We start from the raw sequence: 26438 nt of genomic DNA, 5'->3' as shown, positions 1-26438 counted from the left end.
GTGAAACGACGTTGGGCCGATTGTAACGGTGTTGTCACCGATAAGAACGGTTTCACTGCCTGACAAACAAAGGATTTGTTACCGAATCCCCGGGAGTCACCCGCAAGACTTCCGCCATCGTGGTGACCCCCGCCGCGACCTTCTGCATGCCGGCCATGCGCAAGCTGCACATGCCGTGGGTAACTGCGGCCTGGCGCAGGGCCTGCACATCGGCCCCAGGCGTGATCAATGTGTTGAGCGCTTCGTTCAAAACCATGATTTCGTAAACGCCGGCCCGCCCCTGATAACCGCTGTGTCGACATTCAACGCACCCGACCGCTTCATGGGCGTCACCCAGAGACCGCTTGCAGTGCGGGCATAAGACCCGCACCAAACGCTGCGCCATTACGCCGAGCAAGGTGGCCTTGATCAAATAATGCGCAATGCCCAGTTCCTGCAAGCGGCTGATGGCGCTGGGCGCATCGTTGGTATGCAGGGTCGACAGCACCAGGTGCCCGGTCAATGCGGCCTGGATCGCCATTTCGGCGGTCTCCTGGTCGCGGATCTCGCCGATCATGATGATGTCCGGGTCCTGGCGGAGCAGGGCGCGGATGCCGCTGGCGAAGGTCAGGTCGATATTGTGCTGCACCTGCATCTGGTTGAACGCCGGCTCGACCATCTCGATCGGATCTTCCACGGTGCACAGGTTGACCTCCCGCGTGGCCAATTGCTTGAGCGTGGTGTAGAGGGTGCTGGTCTTGCCTGAACCGGTAGGGCCGGTAACCAGGATGATGCCGTTGGTCTGGCTCGTCATGGCTTGCCAGCGTTGCTGGTCCTCAACCGATAAACCAAGCTGGTCAAAGCCCTTGAGCAGTACTTGTGGGTCGAAGATCCGCATCACCAGCTTTTCGCCAAACGCCGTGGGCAAGGTGGACAGGCGCAGCTCCACTTCCGCTCCGGTCGGGCTTTTGGTCTTGACCCGACCGTCCTGGGGCCTGCGCTTTTCCGCCACATTCATGCGGCCCAGGCTTTTGAGGCGGCTGACCACTGCCATCGTGACCTGGGGCGGGAACTGATAGACGTCGTGCAACAACCCGTCGATGCGAAAGCGCACACGGCCCTGTTCTCGGCACGGTTCAATGTGGATATCGCTGGCGCGCTGGCCGAAAGCGTATTGCAACAGCCAGTCGACGATGTTGACGATATGTGCGTCGTTGGCATCCGGCTCCTGGTCGCTGGCGCCGAGGTTGAGCAGTTCGTTGTTGCCCGGTGCCGCAACTTTTTGATCGGCGCCGCTGACGGACTTCGCCAGCCGGTAGAACTCGCCGATGCAGCGCGTTATGTCCTGGGGGTTGGCGACCACACGCTTGATCGAGCGCTTGAGCACCTGCGCCAGCCCGGCTTCCCAACTGGTGACGTGTGGCTGGGCGCTGGCGACGGTGACCGTCTGCGCGTCCACCGCCACCGCAAGGATCGAGTGGCGTTGGGCGAACGCGTGGGACATGAGCGGCACGACCGTCGCCACATCGATCTTCAACGGGTCGATACGCAGGTACGGTTGCCCGGCATGCTGGGCCAGCCATTCGGACAGGGTTTCCAGGCTGGGGCCAAGGGCTGCGATGCGTTCCAGGGGATGCAAGGTGTTGCTGGCCGGCAGCGCCGACAACTGCTGTGCAACTTCTGGGGTGATCAGTCGCCCTTCAAGCAAAGCCGGCAGCAGTTGATGCAGTTCCAAGCGTTGATCAACCGGCATGAAGGTTTTCCTGAGGGCAGTGGGCGTAAATCCCAGGCTAGCCAGCCCCTGGATATCTTCCTCCCGGCGTGTATTGCAGGTTCTTACTGAGCGACCGCCACCACTGCCAGAGGCCCCGCGGCATCAGCCGACCACACGTCCAGCGCGCACACGCTGATCAGGTTTCGAATCTTTTCACCGATCACCTGGGCGCGGTGCCAGCTCAGGCCGTCCATGACGATGCCGATGTTCAACAGGTCTTCTTCGCGGTTGACCGTGACCTGTTGCGGCGTGAGGCATTGCAGGGCGAAGTAGTTAAGTACCCGGCACACCACGTCGGGCTCCGCCTCGGCGACGATCTGGTAATGCGCCTGGCAATGGGCGTTGTTGACGGCCCACGCATCGACGCGGGTAGCGGGGTGGTTGGTTTCGACGGCGTGCATGGGAAAGCTCCAGATTCGACTGGAGAAATTTTTACATTCGCCACCGGAGATTTCTTATCTAAGATGGGCCTGTTTTGTAAAAAATCGAATCAATCAATTCAGAATAAGTGCGATGGAGGGTATTTATATGCACAGCGAGTTGGACGCCTACGACCGCCGTATCCTGGCCCTGTTGCAAGAAGACGCTTCTCTCTCCAGCGCGCAGATCGCCGAACAGGTGGGCCTTTCCCAGTCGCCTTGCTGGCGACGCATCCAACGGCTCAAGGAAGAGGGCGTGATTCGCGGCCAGGTGACCTTGCTGGATCGCAAGAAGATCGGCCTCAACACGCAGATATTCGCCGAAGTGAAACTCAACGCCCACGGTCGTTCCAACTTCACCGAGTTCACCGACGCGATTCGCGGGTTTCCGGAAGTGCTGGAGTGTTATGTGCTGATGGGGGCGGTGGATTTTCTACTGCGCATCGTCACCTCGGACATCGAGGCGTATGAGCGGTTTTTCTTCGAGAAGCTGTCGATGGTGCCCGGGATTCAGGAGGTCAATTCGATTGTGGCTTTGTCCGAGATCAAATCCACCACCAGCCTGCCAGTATTGCGCTGACAGGCTGGTGATAGCGGCCTTACAGGCGCAACAAGGTCTTCCACGCCCGGTTCTGATACACCGCAATCGCCTGATGCATCCGCGCATCCAGCGACTCATCGGTGATCGGCTGGTTGGCCAGTTGCACCAACTTGTTCAGCTCGCCGTACAGACGGTCCAGTTCGGGAATGTCGACCACCTGACGCGCATGGTGCAGCCAGGCCTGGATACGCTCGATGCGTGGCAATTGCTCGGCCAGGTCTTCCGGCTGTTGCTGGTAGCGCGGCAGTTGCAGGGCGACGGCATCGTCGGCCAGCAGGCGCGGCAGCCAGTTGGTGATTTGCGCGGCGCCTTGGCGGTTGCCACGCACGTTGCGGTCCGCGGTCCAGGTGCGGGCCAGCAGCCAGCGTGAAGCGTTCAGCGAGAACAGGCCCCAGCGCACGTCGTCCAGTTCTTCGGCGAACTGCTCCGGCGCGGCTTTGCGGATGTCTTCGTCGTCATCGCCGGCCTGCACCAGTGGGCGCCAGTCTTCCAGCAAGGCATCGAGTGCGCTGCGCAGTTCGCTGGTGGACTGACGCGGTGCCGCCTGGCCGAGGCTGCCGACCAAGGCACGCAGTTCGCCGAGGTTGTCGACCCAATCTTGCAGCAGGCGCCAGTGGCCATTGAAACGGTATTGCTCGGCCAGGCGCTGGCTGCTGCCCAGCAGGTGCCACATGATCGCGGCGAAGGCGTCATCCAGCGGCATTTCGGCGTGCAACTGTGGCGCCGGAAGGCTCAGGGAGTAGCTGCTGGCGTCGTACAGGCGGTAGCCGCGCTCGGCCTTGCTGATATCGCACGGCATCAACGCCAGGGTCGCGGCCAGTTCGGCGGCCAGTTCCAGCAGGGCAGACGGTTCGCCTTCGCGCAGTTCCAGTTCCAGCTCGCAGATTTCTTCTTTCTGCTTGCCGACCACCACGTGGCCCAGGTCCAGGGCGGCTTCGATCACCACCTTGGCCTTGCCGCGCCCCCAGGCGATTTCGGCGCGCTCACGCACGAAGTCGGTGGTGAAGATCGGCTTGAGGGTCTTTTTGTCCAGCTCGGCCAGTTGCTCGGGCCAGCATTCGCCGTCGAGTTTCTTTACGTCGAGCTTGGCTTTGGGCAGTTCCCAGTTGTATTCGTTACGTTCCGACAAGCCGGCGACGCTCTGACCACGGGTCTTGAGGGTCTGGATGATGTCGTCACCGTCCTTGCGCAGGCGCAGGGCGACTTTGGCCTGGGCCAGGTCGCGCTCGGGAGTGTCGAAGTACTGGTTCATCAACTCACGGCGTTCCCAGCCACTTTTGTTGCGTTTTTTCAGGAGCGGGTGCTCACGCAGCGCGGCGAGGGTCTCGCGGCTGACGCGGAGCTTGATTTCAGTTTCTTTTTGCATGGCCGGAACATCCAGGATCGGGAGCGCAGCCGGGTAAAAGAGTGGCTGCCAAGGTCGTGCAGTGTACAGGACTGAGCCCGGCAACGTGCCGCAACGGTTTATTGTGTCGTGCAGATGGCTCTATAGTGAGGTTCATCCGGGAAGTCGAGAGGCCGAGCATGCCGTTACCGTCCATGAAAGAGCAGTTTGCCGCGCTGATTGCTGCGCCATCCGTGAGCTGCACCCAGGCGTCTCTCGACCAGACCAACCGCCCGGTGATCGACTTGCTCGCCGCTTGGCTGGGGGATCTGGGTTTCGCCATCGATATCCAACAGGTCAGCCCCGGCAAGTTCAACCTGCTGGCCAGTTACGGCAGTGGGCCCGGTGGCCTGGTACTGGCGGGGCATAGCGATACCGTCCCTTATGACGCAGCGCTGTGGAAGACCGACCCGCTCAAGCTGACGGAAGTTGACGGCCGTTGGGTAGGATTGGGCAGCTGCGACATGAAGGGTTTTTTCGCGCTGGCCATCGAAGCGGTGTTGCCGCTGCTGGATCAGCCGTTCAAACAACCGCTGCTGATTCTCGCCACCTGTGATGAAGAAAGCTCCATGTCCGGCGCCCGCGCACTGGCCGAAGCAGGCCGCCCGCTGGGCCGCGCAGCGGTGATCGGCGAGCCGACTGGCCTCAAGCCGATCCGCCTGCACAAAGGCGTGATGATGGAGCGCATCGATATTCTTGGCCAAAGCGGCCATTCGTCGGACCCGAGCCTGGGTCACAGTGCCCTCGAAGCCATGCACGACGCCATCGGCGAATTGCGTGGCCTGCGCCTGGCCTGGCAGCGCGAGTACCGCAACCCGCAGTTCAGCGTGCCGCAGCCGACCATGAACTTCGGCTGTATCCACGGCGGCGACAACCCCAACCGCATCTGCGGCCAGTGCTCCCTGGAATTCGACCTGCGCCCACTGCCGGGCATGGATCCCCAGGTGCTGCGCGACGCCATCCGCCAGAAGCTCCAGCCGTTGGCCGAGCGCCATCAGGTCAAGATTGACTTCGCGCCGCTGTTCCCCGAAGTACCGCCCTTCGAGCAACCGGAAGACGCCGAACTGGTGCGGGTGGCGGAACGATTGACCGGCCATCGTGCCGAAGCAGTAGCGTTCGGCACCGAAGCGCCTTATCTTCAGCGCCTTGGTTGTGAAACCCTGGTGCTCGGCCCCGGCGACATCGCCTGCGCGCACCAGCCGGGCGAATACCTCGAAATGTCACGCTTGACGCCTACAGTGCGTCTATTGCGGGAACTGATCGAACATTACTGCCTGAAACCTGCATAAATTAACCCCTGCCTGTTCGTACATAGAAGGAGAGTGAGCGTGTCGCCAAGCCTGTTCCGACGATAACCATCAGCCCGCCGTGCGCTTTCACGAATCATCCTTTTTCGGCTGCTTTTTATTACAGGCCCAGGTTCTATGCCCGACTACGTTAACTGGCTTCGTCACGCGTCCCCCTACATCAATGCCCACCGCGACTGCACCTTTGTGGTCATGCTGCCCGGCGACGGTGTGGAGCATCCCAACTTCGGCAATATCGTCCACGACTTAGTGCTGCTGCACAGCCTGGGCGTGCGCTTGGTACTGGTCCACGGTTCGCGGCCACAGATCGAAGTGCGCCTTGAAGCGCGTGGCCTGATCCCGACTTACCACGAAGGCATGCGCATCACTGACGCGGCGACGCTGGAGTGCGTGATCGACGCGGTCGGCCACCTGCGCATCGCCATTGAAGCTCGCCTATCGATGGACATGGCCTCGTCGCCGATGCAGGGCTCGCGCCTGCGTGTAACCAGCGGTAATTTCGTGACCGCACGTCCCATCGGTGTATTGGATGGCGTGGACTACCACCACACCGGCGAAGTACGCCGCGTAGACCGCAAGGGCATCAACCGCCTGTTGGACGAACGCTCCATCGTGCTGCTGTCGCCGTTGGGCTACTCGCCGACCGGGGAGATCTTCAACCTGGCCTGCGAAGACGTCGCCACCCGCGCCGCCATCGACCTGGGCGCCGACAAGCTGCTGTTGTTTGGCGCCGATATGGGCTTGATCGATGAAAATGGTCGCCTGGTACGCGAGTTGCGCCCGCAACAGGTGCCGGCTCACCTGCAACGCCTGGGCAAAACCAACTATCAGGCCGAATTGCTCGATGCCGCCGCCGAAGCGTGCCGGGGTGGAGTAGGGCGCAGCCATATTGTCAGCTATGCCGAAGACGGCGCCTTGCTCACCGAGCTGTTTACCCGGGACGGCGGCGGTACGCTGGTGGCCCAGGAGCAATTCGAGCAGGTGCGCGAAGCGGCGATTGAGGATGTCGGCGGTTTGCTTGACCTGATCAGCCCGCTGGAAGAGCAGGGCATCCTGGTACGCCGTTCGCGGGAAGTGCTGGAGCGTGAGATCGAGCAGTTCAGCGTGGTGGAGCGCGAAGGCATGATCATCGCCTGTGCGGCGCTGTATCAGATTGCCGATTCGGACGCGGGTGAGTTGGCTTGCCTGGCAGTGAACCCGGAGTACCGTCATGGCGCACGTGGTGATGTGTTGCTGGAGCGCATCCAGGCCCGTGCCCGGGCGCAGGGGTTGAAGACCTTGTTTGTCCTCACCACCCGCACCGCCCACTGGTTCCGTGAGCGGGGGTTTGAGCCGAGCAGTGTTGACCGTCTGCCGTCTGCGCGGGCGTCCCTGTACAACTATCAGCGTAATTCGAAGATTTTCGAGAAGGCCCTGTAACCTCGATTTCGGGAACGACTCAGGTCAAAAAATGTGGGAGCAAGCCCGCTCCCACATGGATCAGTTCTCGGACTGATAAATTTGTCAGTCACCAAGGCCAAGTAATCCGGCAGCACCATCTCCACCTTTCCCTTTTCCTTCAAAAACTTTGCCGTGCCGCCTTTTAGCAGCGCATCGGCTTGTTGTGCCTGGGCATCCGGGAATGTCGTGCCTGCCAGCAGCTCAGGAGTGTCTGCGGCGTTGGCGCCTGTCATTTTCGCGATTTTGTGCACCGGTTCCGTATCCACTAATGACAAACGGCGTGGCGATGGTTTTACCGATCAAATCCCTGGGTGCGTCAATGTGGCTGTCATTACGCACCACCCATGCTTCAGAAGTATTGATCTGGGCCGATACGATGAACGCGACGATGGATAGATTCCGCTATGCCACTGCGGCAAGAGGGCTGGAACCGAGGTTGCCGATTCGCAAGTCGCCCGAGGCGATGGCGGTTACGACTTCCGGCCCACTGTTGAAACGGCACCAGGCAATTTTCTAGCCGATGGTCAAATCGGCGGCTTTGACACCAAAAGAAAGTATTAGTGACACAAAAACTGTAACAAATTGACGGGAGGATGTGCGTTTGGCCATGATGGCGTCGCCTTTTTGATCGTGGGTGACGTATGCAACAGTACGGCCACACTAAACGATCTAAAAAAGCGCTACCAAATACCTTTTAGGCATTAGCTTATTGAGTGGGTCGTCTACCCTGACGGGTCCGCGTCATGAAAAGGCTTATTCCCGAATCGTATGAAAAAGAATGAAACAATTCTTTTTGGGTGTATGAAAAACTCATTACCCTGCAGGGACCAAATCAACTGCGATTAGACGAAGGTAGTAGACACACAAGGTTACGATTGACTTGGTAGTCACTATCTGGCGCTAATCGCGCATCTGTGGATCGAGGGCGTCAGACCCGAGACCAAAGAAATACAAAAATTAGAAATGAGAGGAGCGGTACATGAAGAAGTCAACATTGGCGTTGGCCGTAGCTTTGGCTGCGATTGCCCAGCAGGCAAACTCCGCCGGTTTCATCGAAGACAGTAAGGCAACACTGGGGCTGCGTAACTTCTACATCAACACTGATAACCGTGACGGCCACCCTAACGCCACGTCCAACACACGTAGCAAAAACGCTGAATGGGGCCAAGGCTTCGATCTGCGTTTCATCTCGGGTTACACCCAAGGTACCGTTCAGTTCGGTGTTGACGCGATCGGCCTGTACGGCGTGCGTCTGGATTCGAGCCGTGCTGATCACGGTAACTACACCGGCACCGCTTCCGGCGGCACCATCTTCCCAAGCGACGGCAACAAAGCCGTCCACGATTACGCCAGCCTGGGCGTGACCGGTAAGGTGAAGATCTCCCAGACCGAACTGAAGCTGGGTACCCTGCAGCCAAAACTGCCGGTTATCGTGACCAACGATGGTCGTCTGCTGCCGCAAACCTTCCAAGGTGGCCAGATCACCACCAACGACATCAAGGATTTGACCTTGGTGGCCGGTCAGGTGGAAAAGGCCAAGGGCCGTAACTCCAGCAACAACGAAAACCTGTCGATTGGCGGCGCCAACGGTAGCTCCAACTACAACGCCGGCAAGTTCAGCAACAAGTTCTACTACGCCGGTGGTGACTACAAGCTGACCAAAGACCTGACTGCCCAGTACTACTACGGCAATCTGGAAGACTTCTACAAGCAGCACTTCCTGGGTCTGACCCACAACTGGGCAATCGGCCCGGGCGTTCTGAAGTCTGACCTGCGTTATTTCAACAGCTCGGACGATGGCAAGAACGGCGACACCGCCGCTTACTACTCCAGCGGTAACTACAACAACTTCAACGCCGGTAAAGGCAAGGTCGACAACAACCTGTACAGCGGCCTGTTCCTGTACACCGTTGCCGGTCACACCTTCGGTGGTGGTTACCAAGTCAGCAATGGCAGCAGCGACTTCCCTTGGTTGAACCAGGGTGACGGCTCGTCGGCTTACATCACTACCGACATGCAGATCCAGAAGTTCGCCCGCGCTGGCGAGCGTACCTGGCAAGCTCGCTACGCCTATGACTTCGCAAAAGTCGGTGTACCTGGCCTGACCGCTGGTGTTGTTTACCTCAAAGGCAGCGACATCGACACCATCGCCAACAACAACGGCCGTGCCGAAACCACCGGTCAATCCGAGTGGGAACGCGACATCACCGTTGCCTACGTGATTCCAGAAGGTCCGCTGAAAAACCTCGGCGTTGCCTGGAAAAACGCTATGTGGCGTACCGATCTGGCGAACACCCGTTCCCAGGACGAAAACCGCCTGATCGTCAGCTACTCGCTGCCACTGTTCTAGTAGCGTGACGCTGTTGTAAGCCTGTAAAGCCCTGCCCGGTGCAACACCGGGCAGGGTGTCTTGCTTTCAAGTCGGGCCAAACCCCCGCAGGCCCTTCCTGAACCCCTCTTTGTACAGCGTCTCAAGGCCTTCTCGAACCTTGAAAACGATGTTGCTCCTCGCCTGCACCCACGTCCAATGAACAGATTTTTAATATTCCTTTATCGTCTAGATAAATCGATATTTATTCTTTTTAAATAATCCGCAATCCATGCACAGTGGGCTCCATAAGCACTCATCAGGAGCCACACCATGAGCCTAAGACTGGGCGATATCGCCCCCGACTTCGAACAGGATTCCAGCGCTGGCACGATTCGTTTCCACGAATGGCTGGGCGATAGCTGGGGTGTGCTGTTTTCCCACCCGGCGGATTTCACTCCGGTGTGCACCACCGAACTGGGTTTTACCGCCAAGCTCAAGGACGAATTCGCCCAGCGTGGCGTCAAGGCCATCGCCCTGTCGGTCGACCCGGTGGACTCGCACCACAAGTGGATCGAAGACATCAACGAAACCCAGAACACGGTCGTCAACTTCCCGATCCTGGCCGACGCCGATCGCAAAGTGTCCGACCTGTACGACCTGATCCACCCCAACGCCAGTGACACCCTCACCGTGCGTTCCTTGTTGGTGATCGACCCGAACAAGAAGATCCGCCTGACCATCACCTACCCGGCCAGTACCGGGCGTAATTTCCACGAAATCCTGCGGGTCATCGACTCGTTGCAGCTCACCGACAACCACAAGGTCGCCACGCCCGCCAACTGGCAGGACGGCGATGAAGTGGTGATCGTGCCGTCGCTCAAGGACGAGGAAGAGATCAAGAAACGCTTTCCGAAGGGTTATCGCGCGGTGAAGCCGTACCTGCGCCTGACACCACAACCGAATCGCTGATCACATAGCAGGGGTTTTCAGGCCGTTTCGACGGCCTTTTTTTTCGCCTGGAGATCTATAACTCTCATATGCATTTAGAGAATAAACAAATGAAAAAATAAGATTTATAGATATATGAATCTGCTGATAAGGTCTGTTCCATCTTGGCGCCATCGCCACACAGCGAACCGCCGACACCTGCTCAAGGAATTCCTGCATGTTGGTCGTAACACTTGGAGGCAGTCCCAGCCAGCGTTCGCGCTCCGGGGTGTTGCTGGATAAAACCCGTCAGTGGTTGCAAGACAAAGGCGTAGAAGTGGTGAGTTACCAGATACGGGACTTCCCGGCTGAGGACCTGCTGCATGCGCGCTTCGACAGCCCCAAGGTCATCGACCTGCTGCAGCAAGTCGCCAACGCCGATGGCCTGGTGATCGCCACGCCGGTGTACAAGGCCTCGTTCTCCGGCGCGCTGAAGACCGTGCTGGACCTGCTGCCCGAACGCGCCCTGGCCCACAAGATCGTGTTGCCGATGGCCACCGGCGGCAGCATCGCCCACATGCTGGCGGTGGACTACGCATTGAAGCCGGTGCTGTCGGCGTTGAAAGCCCAGGAGTTGCTCCACGGCATCTTTGCCGAAGACAGCCAGATCGCGTACGGCGAAGGCAGTGCCCAGGCGCAATTGGTGCCGGTACTTGAACAGCGTTTGCACGAAGCCCTGGAAACACTTTACGGCGCCATGGCCCGTCGCCCGAAACCGCTGGACCCCCACGTGTTGAATGAACGTCTGTTGAGTGCTCGCTGGAGCATCTGAGCCTCACCGATATAAAAGAAACACTCACCTTACTCAGCCGCCAACGGCCAAGCAGGTGCAGCCAAAACCCCTAATCGCATTTTTGGAGAGAGCGCCATGCGCACTGTCATCTTGCGTCGTGGTCTGGTCGCACTGTTTGCTGCGGCTGTGTCCTTCGGCGCCATTGTTCAAGCTCAAGCGGCCGAGACCCTGCGGATCGGCTATCAGAAATACGGCACGCTGGTGCTGCTCAAGGCCAAGGGCACCCTGGAAAAACGCCTGGCGGCCCAAGGCGTCAACGTGCAATGGACCGAGTTCCCTGGCGGCCCCCAGTTGCTTGAAGGCCTGAATGTCGGCTCCATCGACTTCGGCGTGACCGGCGAAACCCCGCCGGTGTTCGCCCAGGCCGCCGGCGCCGACCTGCTCTACGTAGCCTACGAACCACCGGCGCCGACCAGTGAAGCGATCCTGGTGCCGAAAGACTCACCGATCAAATCCGTGGCCGAGCTCAAGGGCAAAAAAATCGTGCTCAACAAAGGCTCCAACGTGCACTACCTGTTGGTACGTGCCCTGGAAGACGCCGGCCTGAAATACACCGACGTGCAGACCGTGTTCCTGCCGCCCGCCGATGCCCGTGCCGCTTTCGAGCGTGGCAGCGTGGACGCCTGGGTGATCTGGGACCCGTACCAGGCCGCCGCCGAGAAACAGCTGCAAGCCCGCACCCTGCGTGATGGTACCGGTATCGCCGACAACCATCAGTTCTACCTGGCGACCAAGCCCTACGCCGAACAACATCCAGAAGTGATCAAGGCGCTGGTGGAAGAAGTGCGCGCCGTGGGCGAATGGTCCAAGGCCAATCCCCAGGAAGTCACCGAACAAGTCGCACCGCTGCTCGGTCTGCCGGCTGACATCACCCTGACCTCGGTGAAGCGCCAAGGCTATGGCGCATTGTTCCTGACCCCGGAAGTGGTCGCCGCCCAACAGAAAATCGCCGACAGCTTCTACCAACTCAAATTGATCCCCAAACCCTTGAGCATCAAGGACGTGATCTGGACGCCACCCGCCGCCGTTGCCAAAGCGCCGTAATCCGACTTCTTCAGGAGACAACTCCATGAGCCTCAATATTTTCTGGTTCCTGCCTACCCACGGCGACGGCCACTACCTTGGCACCGCCGAAGGCGCTCGCGCCGTTGACCACGGTTATTTGCAGCAAGTGGCCCAGGCCGCCGACCGCCTGGGCTTCGGCGGGGTGCTGATCCCGACCGGGCGCTCCTGCGAAGACTCGTGGCTGGTGGCCGCTTCGCTGATCCCGGTGACCCAGCGTTTGAAATTCCTTGTCGCGCTACGCCCCGGGATCATTTCCCCGACGGTGGCCGCGCGTCAGGCCGCGACCCTGGACCGCCTGTCTGGCGGGCGTGCGTTGTTCAACCTGGTCACCGGCGGTGATCCGGAAGAGTTGGCCGGCGATGGCCTGTTCCTCAGCCATGAGGAGCGCTACCAGGCCTCGGTGGAATTCACCCGTATCTGGCGCCGTGTGCTGGAAGGCGAGACCGTGGATTACGACGGCGCGCACATCAGCGTCAAAGGCGCCAAGCTGCTTTATCCGCCAATCCAGCAACCGCGTCCGCCACTGTACTTCGGCGGTTCCTCCGAAGCGGCCCAGGACCTGGCAGCCGAGCAGGTGGAAATGGTGCTGACTTGGGGCGAGCCACCGGCCGCTGTCGCGGAAAAAATCGAACAGGTACGGGCCAAGGCCGCCAAGCTCGGGCGTACCGTGCGCTTTGGTATCCGCCTGCATGTGATCGTGCGTGAAACCAACGAAGAAGCATGGAAGGCCGCCGACAAACTGATCTCCCACCTGGACGACGAGACCATCGCCCGTGCCCAGGCCTCCCTGGCACGCTTTGATTCCGTCGGCCAGCAACGCATGGCGGCGTTGCACGGTGGCAACCGCGACAACCTCGAAGTCAGCCCCAACCTGTGGGCCGGTGTCGGCCTGGTGCGTGGTGGTGCGGGCACCGCGCTGGTCGGCGATGGCCCGACCGTGGCGGAGCGCGTCAAGGAATACGCGGCGCTGGGTATCGATACATTCATCTTCTCCGGTTATCCACACCTGGAAGAGTCGTATCGCGTCGCCGAGTTGCTGTTTCCGCACCTGGATATCGAACGTCCCGAGCTGCCGAAAAGCGCCGGCTACGTCAGCCCGTTCGGCGAGATGGTGGCCAACGACATCCTTCCCAAAGCTGCGTCGCAGAGCTGAGGCCGCACCATGAGCTATGAAAAACTAAGCCACCGTGTGGCGCCCTGGATTCTGCCGGTGCTATTGCTCGCGGTGTGGCAGTTGTCGGTGTCGGCGGGCTGGTTGTCGACCCGTATCCTGCCGGCGCCTAGTGCCGTGATTGCGGCCGGTGTGCATCTGGTTGCCAGCGGTGAAATCTGGACGCACCTGGCGATCAGTGGCTGGCGTGCCGGCCTGGGGTTTGTGATCGGCGGCAGCATCGGCCTGGTCCTGGGCTTTATCACTGGTCTGTCGAAGTGGGGCGAACGCCTGCTGGACAGTTCGGTGCAGATGATCCGTAACGTGCCGCACCTGGCGCTGATTCCGCTGGTGATCCTGTGGTTCGGCATTGATGAGACGGCGAAGATTTTCCTGGTCGCCCTCGGCACGCTGTTTCCGATTTATCTCAACACCTACCACGGCATTCGCAACGTCGACCCGGCGTTGGTAGAGATGTCGCGCAGCTACGGCTTGTCCGGGTTCAGCCTGTTCCGCCAGGTGATCCTGCCGGGCGCGCTGCCGTCGATCCTGGTGGGCGTACGCTTTGCCCTGGGCTTCATGTGGCTGACGCTGATTGTGGCGGAAACCATCTCGGCCAGCTCGGGCATCGGCTACCTGGCGATGAACGCCCGGGAATTTCTGCAAACCGACGTGGTGGTATTGGCCATCGTCATGTACGCCATCCTCGGCAAACTCGCCGACCTGGCCGCTCGTGGCCTGGAGCGTGTATGGCTGCGCTGGCACCCGGCGTATCAAGTGAATAAAGGAGGTGCGGCATGACAGCTCAACAACCCCCGCGCCTGCTCAAGGGGATCCCCCTGGCAGTACGCAAGTTGCGCAAGGCCTTTGGCGCGCGCGAAGTGCTCAAGGACATCGACCTGCACATTCCGGCCGGCCAATTCGTGGCGGTGGTCGGTCGCAGTGGCTGCGGTAAAAGTACCTTGCTGCGTCTGCTGGCCGGGCTGGACAAAGCCAGCGGCGGCGAGCTGCTGGCCGGTTCCGCACCGCTGAGCGAAGCGATTGAAGACACGCGGTTGATGTTCCAGGAAGCGCGCCTGCTGCCGTGGAAAAAGATCATCGACAACGTCGGCCTGGGCCTCAAGGGCGACTGGCGCCCCAAGGCGTTGGAAGCCCTGGAAGCGGTCGGCCTGGCTGAACGTGCCAACGAGTGGCCGGCGGCGCTGTCCGGTGGGCAGAAACAACGCGTGGCCCTGGCCCGTGCGCTGATCCACCAACCGCGCCTGCTGTTGCTGGACGAACCGTTGGGCGCGCTGGACGCCCTGACCCGCATCGAGATGCAGCAACTGATCGAAAACCTCTGGCAGAAGCACGGCTTCACCGTGTTGCTGGTGACCCATGACGTCAGCGAGGCCGTGGCGATTGCCGATCGGGTGATCCTGATCGAAGACGGCGAGATCGGCCTCGACCTGATCGTCGACCTACCGCGCCCGCGTGCCCGGGGCTCACATCGCCTGGCCGCGCTGGAAGCAGAAGTGCTCAACCGCGTGCTGTCCCTGCCGGGCTCGCCGCCGGAACCCGAACCTGTTTCACCGCTGCCTACGCAATTGCGTTGGGCTCAATAACTCACTCGTCCCCTGAAGGAAGAACACCATGACTATTAAAGCCATCAACGTGCGTAACCAATTCAAAGGCACCATCAAGGAAATCGTCGAAGGCGACGTGCTGTCGGAAATCGACGTGCAGACCGCGTCCGGTATTGTCACCTCCGTGATCACCACCCGCTCGGTCAAGGAGCTGGAACTGGTGATTGGCAGCGAAGTGATTGCCTTCGTGAAGTCCACCGAGGTGTCGATCGCCAAGTTGTGATGGCGCTTGAGACCGCCATCGGGTGCAAGCCCCCTCCCACACTTTGATTTGTGAATACATTCAAAATGTGGGAGGGGGCTTGCCCCCGATGAGGCCGGCCCGGCCCCCACAAAATTAACGCTTGGGCAGGTAGGGCGGCAGGTACAGCCCCACATACGCATCAAACACCCGCATCCCCTCCTGCGCCATACGCGGCGTGATCAGCCCATGCTGATGCACCGAGCGCGCATACACGCGGTCGCTCAGCTCCAGCGCCAGGGCAAATACATCCACATCCTTCGGTAGCGTCGGCACTTCAAAGTGACGGTTGAACACGGTGAGCATCAGGTCGCCCAGCTCCAGATCATGCTGACGATCCGCCTGGGTTACTTCAGTCAGCCCATGCTGCGCCAGGATCAGCTGACGCGCGGCGGCGTCGTGCTCGTAGATGCTGAGCATGCGCTGTTCAACGATGCAGGACAGGTCGCGCCAGTGCTTGAGTGAGTCATGCTCGATGGGCGCCTGAATCGCCGCCCGGAAAGCGGCGTGCACATCGGCGGTCAAGGCTTCCAACAGCGCCGGCACACTGGCGAAGAAGTGATACACCGACGACGGCGGAATCTGCGCCCGCTCGGCCACGCCGTAGATCGACAAACCCGCCACGCCTTCGGCAGCCAGCAAGGTGCGGGCGGCGTCGAGGATCGCATCGATCCGGGCCTGGCTGCGGGCGCGGGGTTTGCGAAGGGGCGCGGGGCGGGTGGTCATGGAAGTCTCCTACAAGGCTGAGCGCATTGTACGCAGAGCATAAGGATGATCCATACCTGTGAGGCGACTGTGTATGTGTGGCGAGCGGGCTTGCCCCGCGTTGGGCCGCGCAGCGGCCCCAATAAAAAACACCGAGTTCCTTCTGAAAGAACTCGGCGTCTGGATTCAGGGCTGCTTCGCAGCCCAACGCAGGGCAAGCCTGCTCGCCACAACAAGCCCGCTCACCACATTTGATGCAGCCGTCGTTTAGACGGTATGCAAGTACCAGTTGTACTCAAGGTCGGAGATGGAGTGTTCGAACTCTTCCAGCTCACTTTCCTTACAGGCGACGAAGATATCGATGTATTTAGGATCGATGTACTTGGCCATCACCTCGCTGTCATCCAACTCACGCAGTGCATCGCGCAGGTTGTTCGGCAGGCTCTGTTCGTTCTGCTCGTAGCTGTTGCCTTCCACCGGTGCGCCAGGCTCGATCTTGTTGGTCAGGCCGTGGTGCACGCCTGCCAGGACCGAAGCCATCAGCAGATAAGGGTTGGCGTCGGCGCCGGCCACGCGGTGTTCGATACGTACGGCATCGGACGAGCCGGTCGGTACGCGAATCGCCACGGTGCGGTTGTCCAGGCCCCAGCACGGCGAGTTCGGCACGTAGAACTGTGCGCCGAAACGACGGTAGGAGTTGACGTTGGGGCACAAGAACGCCATCTGGGCGGGCAGGGTCTCGAGCACACCGCCGATCGCGTGACGCAATGCGGCGTTCTGCTCGGGATCCTCGCTGGCAAAAATGTTCTTGCCGTCTTTGTCCAGGATCGAGATGTGTACGTGCAAACCGTTGCCTGCCTGGCCTGGGTAAGGCTTGGCCATGAAGGTGGTGTCCATCTCATGGTCGTAGGCGATGTTCTTGATCAGGCGCTTGAGCAGTACCGCGTAGTCGCAGGCCTTGATCGGGTCGGCCACGTGGTGCAGGTTCACTTCGAACTGCGCCGGTGCACTTTCCTTGACGATGGCGTCGGCCGGGATGCCTTGCTCTTTCGCACCTTCCAGGATGTCCTGGAGGCAGTCGACGTATTCGTCGAGGTCGTCGATCAGGTAGACCTGTGTCGAGTGCGGGCGTTTGCCGGAGATCGGCGAGCGGGGCGGTTGTGGGCGGCCGTTCACGTTCTCCTGGTCGATCAGGTAGAACTCAAGCTCGAAGGCGGCGCAGATGGTCAGACCGAGGTCGTCAAATTTGCTTACAACTTGGCGGAGCACTTCGCGCGGATCGGCGAAGAAAGGTTCACCTTCAAGTTCGTGCATGGTCATCAGCAATTGCGCGGTAGGGCGCTTTTGCCAGGGTTCATTGCACAGGGTGTCGGGGATCGGATAACAGATTCGGTCAGCATCACCGATGTCCAGGCCCAGGCCGGTGCTTTCCACCGTAGAGCCGTTGATATCCAGGGCAAATAAAGAGGCAGGCAGGTTAATGCCCTTCTCGTAAACCTTGTGGAGGCTGGTGCGTTCGATGCGCTTGCCGCGCACCACACCATTCATATCCGCAATTAGAAGGTCTACGTACAGAACCTCAGGATGATCCTTAAGGAACGCGTTCGCTTCGTTAAGCTGAACGGCACGCGGGGGTACCGACATGATGCAACACCTTTGTTGTTAAAAATATCAATCATTGATCTTTTCTGGTTTCAGTCAACCCGAACGGCATGCCGAAGTCAAGCGAGGCCTTTTTTGCCCTAAAAAAGCGCCACGAAGGCTTTTTTGGGGCCTTTTGGGGCGGTTTTTTGGGTTTGAACGGCTTAGGACTCGCAGGCTTGAGCGGGCCGTGTTGTATTTTTTACGGGGGTGTTGTGTAAAAAAATGAACAAGGCTAAGCTCGATTCAAACCCATAACAGCAATAATACCGGGGTGCTTCATGTTTCACCTGCCGCCCAACGGCGTCTTGGCCTGCTTCAGCCAGGCTGTGTCATCCGTACATTCCTCCCGCGTGATAGCGCGCTCCCCGGCCAATATTCTTGACGCCCGGGCCGACCTCTTCTTTGCCTCTTCATCTGCCACCGAACGGCGTGCGCCCAGCATGCTGCTCAAGATTGCGCACAACTTTGGCGTGAGGAATGCAACGCAGCAGCAAATGGCAGGTAAGCTCCTACCCTGAACGAAAAAACGACGCGGATGCTGCGTCAAACAACGCCTGGCCTTTAATGGATGCCAGGAAACCCAGCCCAGAGGCATTTATGAGTAACAACCTCGACCAGCTCACCGATTGGTTGAAAGACCACAAGATCACAGAAGTCGAATGCATGATTGGCGACCTCACCGGTATCACCCGGGGCAAGATCTCGCCGACCAACAAGTTCATTGCCGAAAAGGGCATGCGCCTGCCCGAAAGCGTTCTGCTGCAGACCGTGACCGGCGACTATGTCGAAGACGACATCTATTATGAATTGCTCGACCCGGCCGACATCGACATGATCTGCCGCCCCGACCAGAACGCCGTGTTCCTGGTGCCATGGGCCATCGAGCCGACCGCCCAGGTGATTCACGACACCTACGACAAGCAAGGCAACCCCATCGAGCTGTCGCCGCGCAACGTGCTCAAGAAAGTCCTCAAGCTCTACGCTGACAAAGGCTGGCAGCCCATCGTGGCGCCGGAGATGGAGTTCTACCTGACCAAACGCTGCGAAGACCCGGACTTCCCGCTGCAACCGCCGATTGGCCGTTCCGGCCGCCCGGAAACCGGTCGCCAGTCCTTCTCTATAGAAGCCGCCAACGAATTCGACCCGCTGTTCGAAGACGTCTACGACTGGTGCGAACTGCAGGAGCTGGACCTCGACACCCTGATCCACGAAGACGGCACGGCCCAGATGGAAATCAACTTCCGTCACGGCGATGCCCTGTCCCTGGCCGACCAGATCCTGGTGTTCAAGCGCACCATGCGCGAAGCCGCGCTCAAGCACGACGTGGCCGCCACCTTCATGGCCAAGCCGATGACCGGCGAGCCCGGCAGCGCGATGCACCTGCATCAGAGCATCATCGACATCGCCACCGGCAAGAACGTCTTCTCCAATGAAGACGGGACCATGAGCCAGCTGTTCCTCAACCACATTGGCGGCCTGCAGAAGTTCATCCCTGAACTGCTGCCACTGTTTGCTCCCAACGTGAACTCATTCCGCCGCTTCCTGCCCGACACCTCGGCGCCGGTGAACGTGGAATGGGGCGAAGAAAACCGCACCGTCGGCCTGCGCGTACCGGATGCCGGCCCGCAGAACCGCCGTGTGGAAAACCGCCTGCCGGGCGCCGACGCCAACCCGTACCTGGCGATTGCCGCCAGCCTGTTGTGCGGCTACATCGGCATGGTCGAAGGCCATAATCCGAGCGCGCCGGTGGTGGGCCGTGGTTACGAGCGGCGCAACCTGCGCCTGCCGTTGACCATCGAAGACGCCCTGGAGCGCATGGAAAACAGCAAGACCATCGAGAAATACCTGGGTCAGAAATTCATCACAGGCTACGTCGCGGTCAAGCGGGCCGAGCATGAAAACTTCAAGCGCGTGATCAGTTCGTGGGAGCGGGAATTCCTGCTCTTTGCCGTCTGATGCGCCGGGCGCGCTGTGGGAACAGCGCGCCCTCACCTGAAAAGTCTAGGAGATTGGTATGTCCAGCAACAACCCGCAAACCCGTGAATGGCAAGCCTTGAGCAGTGATCACCACCTGGCGCCGTTCAGCGACTTCAAGCAATTGAAAGAGAAAGGCCCGCGCATCATCACCAAAGCCCACGGCGTTTATCTGTGGGACAGCGAAGGCAACAAGATCCTCGACGGTATGGCCGGCCTGTGGTGCGTGGCGATCGGTTATGGTCGCGATGAACTGGCTGACGCCGCCGCCAAGCAAATGAAAGAACTGCCGTACTACAACCTGTTCTTCCAGACCGCACACCCGCCGGTGCTGGAACTGGCCAAGGCCATTTCCGACATCGCACCTGCCGGCATGAACCACGTGTTCTTCACCGGTTCCGGCTCCGAAGGCAACGACACCATGTTGCGCATGGTCCGCCACTACTGGGCGATCAAGGGCCAGCCGAACAAGAAAACCATCATCAGCCGCAAGAATGGCTACCACGGCTCCACGGTGGCCGGCGCCAGCCTGGGCGGCATGACCTATATGCATGAACAGGGCGACTTGCCGATCCCGGGCATCACCCACATCGCCCAGCCGTACTGGTTTGGCGAAGGCGGCGACATGAGCCCGGAAGAGTTCGGCGTGTGGGCTGCCAACCAGCTGGAAGAAAAGATCCTGGAACTGGGCGTGGACAACGTCGGCGCCTTTATTGCCGAACCGATCCAGGGTGCCGGCGGCGTGATCGTTCCGCCAGACACCTACTGGCCGCGCATCAAGGAAATCCTCGCCAAGTACGACATTCTGTTTATCGCCGACGAAGTGATCTGCGGTTTCGGCCGTACCGGTGAGTGGTTCGGTAGCGATTTCTACGACCTCAAGCCGCACATGATGACCATCGCCAAGGGCCTGACTTCGGGCTACATCCCCATGGGTGGCCTGATCGTACGCGATGACGTGGTGGCGGTGCTCAACGAAGGTGGTGATTTCAACCACGGCTTCACCTACTCCGGTCACCCGGTGGCCGCTGCAGTGGCCCTGGAAAACATCCGCATCATGCGCGATGAGCAAATTGTTAAGCGTGTGCACGACGAAACGGCACCGTATTTGCAGAAACGTCTGAGGGAATTGGCGGAGCATCCGCTGGTGGGCGAAGTGCGCGGCGTGGGTATGCTCGGTGCCATTGAACTGGTGCAGGACAAGGCCACCCGCAAACGCTACGAAGGCAAGGGCGTCGGGATGATCTGCCGTACGTTCTGCTTCGAAAATGGCCTGATCATGCGCGCCGTGGGCGACACCATGATCATTTCGCCGCCGCTGGTGATCAGCAAGGCAGAAATCGACGAGCTGGTGACCAAGGCTCGCCAGTGCCTGGACCTGACTTTGGCGGCATTGCAGGGCTAAGTGCTAGGCTCAGAACGCAGCGGCTTTCGGGCGCTGCGTCCTGGGCAGTTATAAATGAGGCTTTGGTTGAAAGCCGGCCTCGGAACTTGCCAGACTGTCGCCCTGTTTTGTTGCCCTTTGGCTGGGCTACTCAACATAAAAAGCTTGTGGCCCAAAAAAGAAAAAATTGGAGCATCACCAAATGAAGGCATTAGGTTTGAAGAACGCTGGCAAGACCCTCCTCGCCTTGTCCCTGATGGGCGCAATGGCGGGCGCGGCCCAGGCCGACGATAAAGTGCTGCACGTGTACAACTGGTCCGACTACATTGCACCGGACACCATCGCCAACTTTGAAAAAGAGTCGGGCATCAAGGTGGTGTACGACGTTTTTGACAGCAACGAAACCCTGGAAGCCAAGTTGCTGGCAGGCAAGTCCGGTTACGACATCGTCGTACCGTCGAACAACTTCCTCGCCAAGCAGATCAAGGCCGGTGTCTACCAAGAGCTGGACAAGTCCAAGCTGTCCAACTACGACAACCTGAACAAATCCCTGCTTAAAGCCGTGTCGGTCAGCGACCCGGACAACAAGCACGCCTTCCCGTACATGTGGGGTTCGATCGGCATCGGCTACAACCCGGAGAAGGTCAAGGCCGCGCTGGGCGTGGACAAGATCGATTCGTGGGACGTGCTGCTCAAGCCTGAGAACATCGCCAAGCTGAAAAGCTGCGGCGTGAGCTTCCTCGATTCGCCAACCGAAATGCTGCCGATCGCTCTGCACTACCTGGGCCTGCCGACCGACAGCCAGAAGAAAGACGACCTCAAGCAGGCCGAAGCGCTGTTCCTGAAGATCCGTCCTTCGATCGGCTACTTCCACTCGTCCAAGTACATCTCCGACCTGGCCAACGGCAACATCTGCGTGGCCGTGGGGTACTCGGGTGACATCCAGCAGGCCAAGTCCCGTGCGGCTGAAGCCGGTGGCAAGGTCAAGGTGGCCTACGACATTCCGAAAGAAGGCGCTGGCAGCTTCTTCGACATGGTCGCCATCCCTAAGGATGCCGAAAACGTCGACGCGGCCTACAAGTTCATGAACTACCTGCTCAAGCCGGAAGTCATGGCCAAGATCACCGATAGCGTGCGCTTCCCGAACGGTAACGAGAAGGCCACCGCACTGGTCGACAAAGACATCACCAGCGACCCGGGCATCTACCCGCCAGCGGATGTGCAGGCCAAGCTCTACGCGATTGCCGACCTGCCGGCTGCAACCCAGCGTGAAATGACACGCAGCTGGACCAAGATCAAATCGGGCAAATAAGCCCTGAAACCTGTGGAGGGGCAGTTTGACTGCCCCTCTCACAAATTAAATGACAGAAAGTTTTGCCGGATCGGTTTATCGAGGGTAAGTTGCGCGCCGGTTTTGTTGCCGGGCAACAACTTTAAGGCCCAACTATTTAAGAGGACCTCCACTTGCCAATTTCTTTATTTCGCAAAGCCTTGCTGGTGGGTGCAGGTATCACGCTGACGTTGAGCGTGCAGGCCGCACCGACTGTGCATATTTATAACTGGTCGGATTACATCGGCGCCGACACCCTGGCCAACTTCGAAAAGGCCAGCGGCATCAAGCCCGTGTATGACGTGTTTGACTCCAACGAAACCCTGGAAGGCAAGCTGCTGGCCGGGCGTACCGGCTACGACGTGGTGGTGCCGTCCAACCACTTCCTGGGCAAGCAGATCAAGGCCGGGGCATTCCAGAAACTCGACAAGTCACTGCTGACGAATTACGCCAACCTCGACCCGGCGCTGCTCAAGCGCCTGGAAAAGAACGACCCGGGCAACCAGTACGCCGTGCCGTACCTGTGGGGCACCAACGGCATTGGCTACAACGTCGATAAAGTGAAGGAAGTGCTGGGCATCGACCATATCGACTCCTGGGCCGTGCTGTTCGAGCCTGAGAACATGAAGAAGCTGGCGACCTGCGGCGTGTCGTTCATGGACTCGGCGGATGAAATGCTGCCGGCAGTGCTCAACTACATGGGCCTGAACCCCAACAGCGAGAACCCGGAAGACTACAAGAAGGCCGAAGCCAAGCTGCTCAAAGTGCGGCCCTACGTGACCTACTTCCATTCTTCCAAGTACATATCGGACCTGGCCAACGGCAACATCTGTGTGGCCGCCGGGTTCTCCGGCGATGTGTTCCAGGCCAAGGCTCGCGCAAGCGAAGCGGGCAAGGGCGTGAACATCGCCTACGCGATTCCGAAGGAAGGCGGCAACCTGTGGTTCGACGTGCTGGCCATCCCCAAGGATGCCACCAACGTCAAAGAGGCCCACGCCTTCATCAACTATTTGCTGCAACCTGAGGTGATCGCCCAGGTCAGTGATTACGTCGGTTACGCCAACCCTAACCCAGGGGCGGACAAACTGATGAAGCAATCGATACGCACGGACGAAGCGGTTTACCCACCGCAGGCGGTACTCGACAGGACCTTCGTCAACTTCGAGCTACCCCCGAAAGTGCAACGCTTGATGACCCGTAGCTGGACCAAGGTCAAGACGGGCAAGTAAGGCTCAAACTATCCAAGGCAGGCCCGCATTGGGTCCGCTGCACTCTTTTTTTTCTGGGAGTTTCGTAAATGGCAGTTGCCTCCGGCGCCTATAAGAAAGCCCTCGAAGGGGACCAGACACCGAAGAAGGTGCTGGTCAAAATCGACCGGGTCACGAAGAAGTTCGACGAGACGATTGCCGTGGACGATGTGTCCCTGGAAATCAAGAAGGGCGAGATCTTCGCCCTGCTCGGCGGTTCGGGTTCGGGCAAGTCCACCTTGCTGCGCATGCTCGCAGGTTTCGAGCGCCCGACCGAGGGTCGCATCTACCTCGATGGCGAAGACATCACCGACATGCCGCCCTACGAGCGGCCGATCAACATGATGTTCCAGTCCTACGCCTTGTTCCCACACATGACCGTGGCGCAGAACATCGCGTTCGGCCTGCAACAGGACAAGATCCCCAAGGCCGAGATCGACGCCCGTGTGGCCGAGATGCTCAAGCTGGTGCAGATGAGCCAGTACGCCAAGCGTAAGCCGCACCAGTTGTCCGGTGGCCAGCGTCAGCGTGTGGCCCTGGCCCGTTCCCTGGCCAAGCGTCCGAAACTGCTGCTGCTCGATGAGCCCATGGGCGCCCTCGACAAGAAGCTGCGTTCGCAGATGCAACTGGAGTTGGTGGAGATCATCGAGCGCGTGGGTGTGACCTGCGTAATGGTGACCCACGACCAGGAAGAGGCCATGACCATGGCCGAACGCATCGCGATCATGCACCTGGGCTGGATCGCCCAGATCGGCAGCCCGATCGACATCTACGAGACGCCCACCAGCCGCCTGGTGTGCGAGTTCATCGGCAACGTCAACATCTTCGATACCCAGGTGGTAGACGATGCCGAAGGCCACGCGGTGCTCAAGTGCGCCGACCTGGACCGCGACATCTATGTGGGCTACGGCATCGCCACCTCGGTGGAAGACAAGTCGGTGACCTACGCGATCCGCCCGGAAAAACTGCTGGTCACCACCGAAATGCCGACCTGCGAGCACAACTGGTCCAGCGGCAAGGTGCACGACATTGCCTACCTGGGCGGCCACTCGGTGTTCTACGTGGAGCTGCCGAGCGGCAAGCTGGTGCAGTCCTTCGTGGCCAACGCCGAACGTCGCGGCCAGCGGCCGACCTGGGGTGACCAGGTGTACGTGTGGTGGGAAGACGACAGCGGCGTGGTACTGCGCTCATGAACATGAAGAAGCTCAAGCGCCGCCTGCAACGAATAACGCCCAGTGGCCGTCATGCGGTCATTGGCATTCCCTTCCTGTGGCTGTTCCTGTTCTTCATGCTGCCGTTCTTCATCGTCCTGAAGATCAGCTTTGCCGAAGCCGACGTGGCGATCCCGCCGTACACCGAGATCTACACCTTCGTTGAGCAGAAACTGCAATTGGTGCTCAACCTGGGCAACTACGCGATGCTCGGCGACGACGAGTTGTACATCGCTGCGTACCTGGGCTCGCTGAAAATGGCGTTCTTCAGCACGTTGCTGTGCCTGTTGATCGGCTACCCGATGGCCTACGCCATTGCCAGCGCGCGCAAAGAGATGCAGACCGTGCTGGTGCTGCTGATCATGATGCCGACCTGGACCGCGATCCTGATCCGCGTGTATGCGTGGATGGGAATCCTCAGCAACAACGGCCTGCTCAATGGCTTCCTGATGTCCATCGGCTTGATCAACGAGCCGCTGCAGATCCTCAATACCAACATCGCGGTGTATATCGGCGTGGTCTATTCGTACCTGCCGTTCATGATCCTGCCGTTGTACGCCAACCTGGTGAAACACGACCAGAGCCTGCTGGAAGCCGCATCCGACCTGGGTTCGAGCACCTTCAACAGCTTCTGGAAGATCACCGTGCCGCTGTCCAAGAACGGCATCATCGCCGGCTGCATGCTGGTGTTCATCCCAGTGGTGGGCGAGTTCGTGATCCCGGAACTGCTCGGCGGCCCGGAAACCCTGATGATCGGTAAAGTGTTGTGGCAAGAGTTCTTCAACAACCGTGACTGGCCGGTGGCCTCTGCCCTGGCGGTGGTGATGCTGGCGATCCTGATCGTGCCCATCATCCTGTTCAACCGCAGCCAAGCCAAAGAGATGGAGGGCAAGATATGAAGCGCTTCAGTTTCTCGAGTTTCATGCTGGTGGCGGGGTTGTTGTTTATCTACCTGCCGATGCTGATCCTGGTGATCTACTCGTTCAACGAATCCAAACTGGTGACAGTGTGGGGCGGTTGGTCGATCAAGTGGTACGTGGGCCTTTTGGACAACACTCAGTTGATGGGCTCGGTGGCACGTTCCCTGGAAATCGCCTGCTACACGGCGGTGGCGGCGGTGGCGCTGGGTACGTTGGCGGCCTTCGTGCTGACGCGCATCAGCCAGTTCAAAGGCCGCACGCTGTTCGGCGGCCTGGTGACCGCGCCATTGGTGATGCCGGAAGTGATCACCGGTCTGTCGCTGTTGCTGCTGTTCGTGGCCATGGCGCAGATGATCGGCTGGCCCCAGGAACGTGGCATCGTCACCATCTGGATCGCCCACACCACGTTCTGTGCGGCGTATGTGGCGGTGGTGGTGTCGGCGCGCTTGCGTGAATTGGACCTGTCGATCGAAGAAGCGGCAATGGACCTGGGTGCGCGACCGTGGAAGGTGTTCTTCCTGATCACCATCCCGATGATCGCGCCGTCGTTGGCGGCGGGCGGCATGATGTCGTTCGCGCTGTCCCTGGATGACCTGGTACTGGCCAGCTTCGTGTCGGGGCCGGGTTCGACGACCCTGCCGATGGAAGTGTTCTCGGCGGTGCGCCTTGGGGTCAAACCCGAGATCAACGCCGTGGCCAGCCTGATCCTGCTGGCGGTGTCGCTGGTGACCTTCCTGGTGTGGTTCTTCAGCCGGCGTGCCGAAGAGATGCGCAAGAAGGCCATTCAGCAAGCCATCGAAGAAGCCGCGGCGGATGGCTGGCAGCAGCCGGACAAGCGCCGGGCGGCTGCACCGGTCTAAATGTGGGAGGGGGCTTGCCCCCGATGACAGTGTGTCAGCCAATGGATATGTGGCTGATGCTCCGCTATCGGGGGCAAGCCCCCTCCC

The 26438-nt window shown here is 59.8% G+C and carries 23 protein-coding genes and 1 pseudogene; 18 read left to right on the top strand and 6 right to left on the bottom strand.

The features are described from left to right. Nucleotides 1-52 precede the first annotated feature (52 nt). Both M2497_RS30175 and M2497_RS30170 read right to left on the bottom strand, forming a co-directional pair. Nucleotides 53-1732: a GspE/PulE family protein gene (locus M2497_RS30175; protein WP_248485218.1), complete on the bottom strand. Its 1680-nt coding sequence runs from the start codon at nucleotides 1730-1732 to the stop codon at nucleotides 53-55. Nucleotides 1733-1815: 83 nt separating this feature from the next. After that, nucleotides 1816-2154, bottom strand: coding sequence for a hypothetical protein (locus M2497_RS30170; RefSeq protein ID WP_248485217.1), 339 nt, complete (start codon nucleotides 2152-2154; stop codon nucleotides 1816-1818). A gap of 127 nt (nucleotides 2155-2281) precedes the next feature. Between M2497_RS30170 and M2497_RS30165 the strand changes: the two genes are divergently transcribed. Continuing rightward, complete coding sequence (locus tag M2497_RS30165) at nucleotides 2282-2752, top strand: Lrp/AsnC family transcriptional regulator (protein ID WP_010207358.1); 471 nt, start codon at nucleotides 2282-2284, stop codon at nucleotides 2750-2752. A gap of 19 nt (nucleotides 2753-2771) precedes the next feature. On the opposite strand, the gene M2497_RS30160 is transcribed toward M2497_RS30165, so the two are convergent. Further along, complete coding sequence (locus M2497_RS30160; protein WP_248485215.1) at nucleotides 2772-4139, bottom strand: CYTH domain-containing protein; 1368 nt, start codon at nucleotides 4137-4139, stop codon at nucleotides 2772-2774. A 158-nt stretch (nucleotides 4140-4297) separates the two neighbouring features. On the opposite strand from M2497_RS30160, the gene argE reads away from it, so the two are divergent. Further along, a complete protein-coding gene (gene argE, locus M2497_RS30155; RefSeq protein ID WP_248485213.1) occupies nucleotides 4298-5446 on the top strand; it encodes an acetylornithine deacetylase in 1149 nt (382 codons plus the stop codon). A gap of 135 nt (nucleotides 5447-5581) precedes the next feature. Further along, nucleotides 5582-6883 (top strand): amino-acid N-acetyltransferase, encoded by a 1302-nt coding sequence (gene argA, locus M2497_RS30150; RefSeq protein WP_058426475.1) that lies wholly within the window; start codon nucleotides 5582-5584, stop codon nucleotides 6881-6883. Nucleotides 6884-6957: 74 nt separating this feature from the next. On the opposite strand, the pseudogene M2497_RS30145 reads toward argA, so the two are convergent. Next, nucleotides 6958-7513 (bottom strand): annotated as a pseudogene (locus M2497_RS30145) (ABC transporter substrate-binding protein); the annotation flags it as partial. A 370-nt stretch (nucleotides 7514-7883) separates the two neighbouring features. On the opposite strand from M2497_RS30145, the gene M2497_RS30140 reads away from it, so the two are divergent. From M2497_RS30140 to M2497_RS30105, 8 genes are all read left to right on the top strand, one after another. Further along, entirely contained in the window at nucleotides 7884-9254 is a 1371-nt protein-coding gene (locus M2497_RS30140) for an OprD family porin (protein ID WP_248485211.1), read from the top strand. A 291-nt stretch (nucleotides 9255-9545) separates the two neighbouring features. After that, nucleotides 9546-10184 carry a peroxiredoxin gene (locus M2497_RS30135; protein WP_248485209.1) on the top strand — a complete coding sequence of 213 codons (639 nt, stop codon included), beginning with the start codon at nucleotides 9546-9548 and terminating at the stop codon, nucleotides 10182-10184. A 196-nt stretch (nucleotides 10185-10380) separates the two neighbouring features. Continuing rightward, the gene (ssuE, locus tag M2497_RS30130; RefSeq protein ID WP_058426479.1) at nucleotides 10381-10974 is read left to right on the top strand and encodes an NADPH-dependent FMN reductase; all 594 of its coding nucleotides are present in this window, start codon (nucleotides 10381-10383) and stop codon (nucleotides 10972-10974) included. A 96-nt stretch (nucleotides 10975-11070) separates the two neighbouring features. Beyond that, nucleotides 11071-12039 carry a sulfonate ABC transporter substrate-binding protein gene (locus M2497_RS30125; protein WP_248485207.1) on the top strand — a complete coding sequence of 323 codons (969 nt, stop codon included), beginning with the start codon at nucleotides 11071-11073 and terminating at the stop codon, nucleotides 12037-12039. 25 nt (nucleotides 12040-12064) lie between these two features. Beyond that, nucleotides 12065-13213, top strand: coding sequence for an FMNH2-dependent alkanesulfonate monooxygenase (ssuD, locus tag M2497_RS30120; RefSeq protein ID WP_248485205.1), 1149 nt, complete (start codon nucleotides 12065-12067; stop codon nucleotides 13211-13213). 9 nt (nucleotides 13214-13222) lie between these two features. Beyond that, nucleotides 13223-14011: an aliphatic sulfonate ABC transporter permease SsuC gene (gene ssuC, locus M2497_RS30115; RefSeq protein WP_248485203.1), complete on the top strand. Its 789-nt coding sequence runs from the start codon at nucleotides 13223-13225 to the stop codon at nucleotides 14009-14011. Then, a complete protein-coding gene (gene ssuB, locus M2497_RS30110) occupies nucleotides 14008-14814 on the top strand; it encodes an aliphatic sulfonates ABC transporter ATP-binding protein (RefSeq protein ID WP_010207344.1) in 807 nt (268 codons plus the stop codon). Before ssuC ends, ssuB begins: the two co-directional genes overlap by 4 nt. Before the next feature lie 28 nt (nucleotides 14815-14842). Further along, on the top strand, nucleotides 14843-15058 hold the full coding sequence (locus M2497_RS30105) for a TOBE domain-containing protein (RefSeq protein WP_003213899.1): 216 nt from the start codon (nucleotides 14843-14845) through the stop codon (nucleotides 15056-15058). 114 nt (nucleotides 15059-15172) lie between these two features. Here M2497_RS30105 and M2497_RS30100 read toward each other — a convergent pair whose 3' ends face one another. Both M2497_RS30100 and M2497_RS30095 read right to left on the bottom strand, forming a co-directional pair. Further along, nucleotides 15173-15802 carry a TetR/AcrR family transcriptional regulator gene (locus M2497_RS30100; protein WP_248485201.1) on the bottom strand — a complete coding sequence of 210 codons (630 nt, stop codon included), beginning with the start codon at nucleotides 15800-15802 and terminating at the stop codon, nucleotides 15173-15175. A gap of 246 nt (nucleotides 15803-16048) precedes the next feature. Further along, nucleotides 16049-17425: a glutamine synthetase family protein gene (locus M2497_RS30095; RefSeq protein ID WP_003213894.1), complete on the bottom strand. Its 1377-nt coding sequence runs from the start codon at nucleotides 17423-17425 to the stop codon at nucleotides 16049-16051. Nucleotides 17426-18022: 597 nt separating this feature from the next. On the opposite strand from M2497_RS30095, the gene M2497_RS30090 reads away from it, so the two are divergent. The 7 genes from M2497_RS30090 to M2497_RS30060 all read left to right on the top strand — a co-directional run bounded on the left by M2497_RS30090 (nucleotide 18023) and on the right by M2497_RS30060 (nucleotide 26351). Further along, a complete protein-coding gene (locus M2497_RS30090) occupies nucleotides 18023-19381 on the top strand; it encodes a glutamine synthetase family protein (RefSeq protein ID WP_003176780.1) in 1359 nt (452 codons plus the stop codon). 58 nt (nucleotides 19382-19439) lie between these two features. Beyond that, the gene (locus M2497_RS30085) at nucleotides 19440-20804 is read left to right on the top strand and encodes an aspartate aminotransferase family protein (RefSeq protein WP_248485200.1); all 1365 of its coding nucleotides are present in this window, start codon (nucleotides 19440-19442) and stop codon (nucleotides 20802-20804) included. 196 nt (nucleotides 20805-21000) lie between these two features. Further along, entirely contained in the window at nucleotides 21001-22095 is a 1095-nt protein-coding gene (locus M2497_RS30080; RefSeq protein WP_282579062.1) for a polyamine ABC transporter substrate-binding protein, read from the top strand. A 152-nt stretch (nucleotides 22096-22247) separates the two neighbouring features. Next, nucleotides 22248-23342 (top strand): polyamine ABC transporter substrate-binding protein, encoded by a 1095-nt coding sequence (locus tag M2497_RS30075; protein ID WP_248485196.1) that lies wholly within the window; start codon nucleotides 22248-22250, stop codon nucleotides 23340-23342. Nucleotides 23343-23410: 68 nt separating this feature from the next. Then, complete coding sequence (gene potA / locus M2497_RS30070) at nucleotides 23411-24553, top strand: polyamine ABC transporter ATP-binding protein (RefSeq protein WP_016973037.1); 1143 nt, start codon at nucleotides 23411-23413, stop codon at nucleotides 24551-24553. Continuing rightward, nucleotides 24550-25470, top strand: a complete 921-nt coding sequence (locus M2497_RS30065) for an ABC transporter permease subunit (RefSeq protein ID WP_016979002.1) — start codon at nucleotides 24550-24552, stop codon at nucleotides 25468-25470. The genes potA and M2497_RS30065 overlap by 4 nt, the downstream gene beginning before the upstream one ends. Continuing rightward, on the top strand, nucleotides 25467-26351 hold the full coding sequence (locus M2497_RS30060; RefSeq protein ID WP_058426490.1) for an ABC transporter permease subunit: 885 nt from the start codon (nucleotides 25467-25469) through the stop codon (nucleotides 26349-26351). Before M2497_RS30065 ends, M2497_RS30060 begins: the two co-directional genes overlap by 4 nt. Nucleotides 26352-26438 lie beyond the last annotated feature (87 nt).

The organism is Pseudomonas sp. CYM-20-01 (assembly GCF_023169845.1).
GTDB classification, from domain to species: Bacteria; Pseudomonadota; Gammaproteobacteria; order Pseudomonadales; family Pseudomonadaceae; genus Aquipseudomonas; species Aquipseudomonas azotoformans.
Note: the sequence above shows the minus strand (reverse complement) of the source record. Positions and strands in the feature narration are given on the sequence as shown.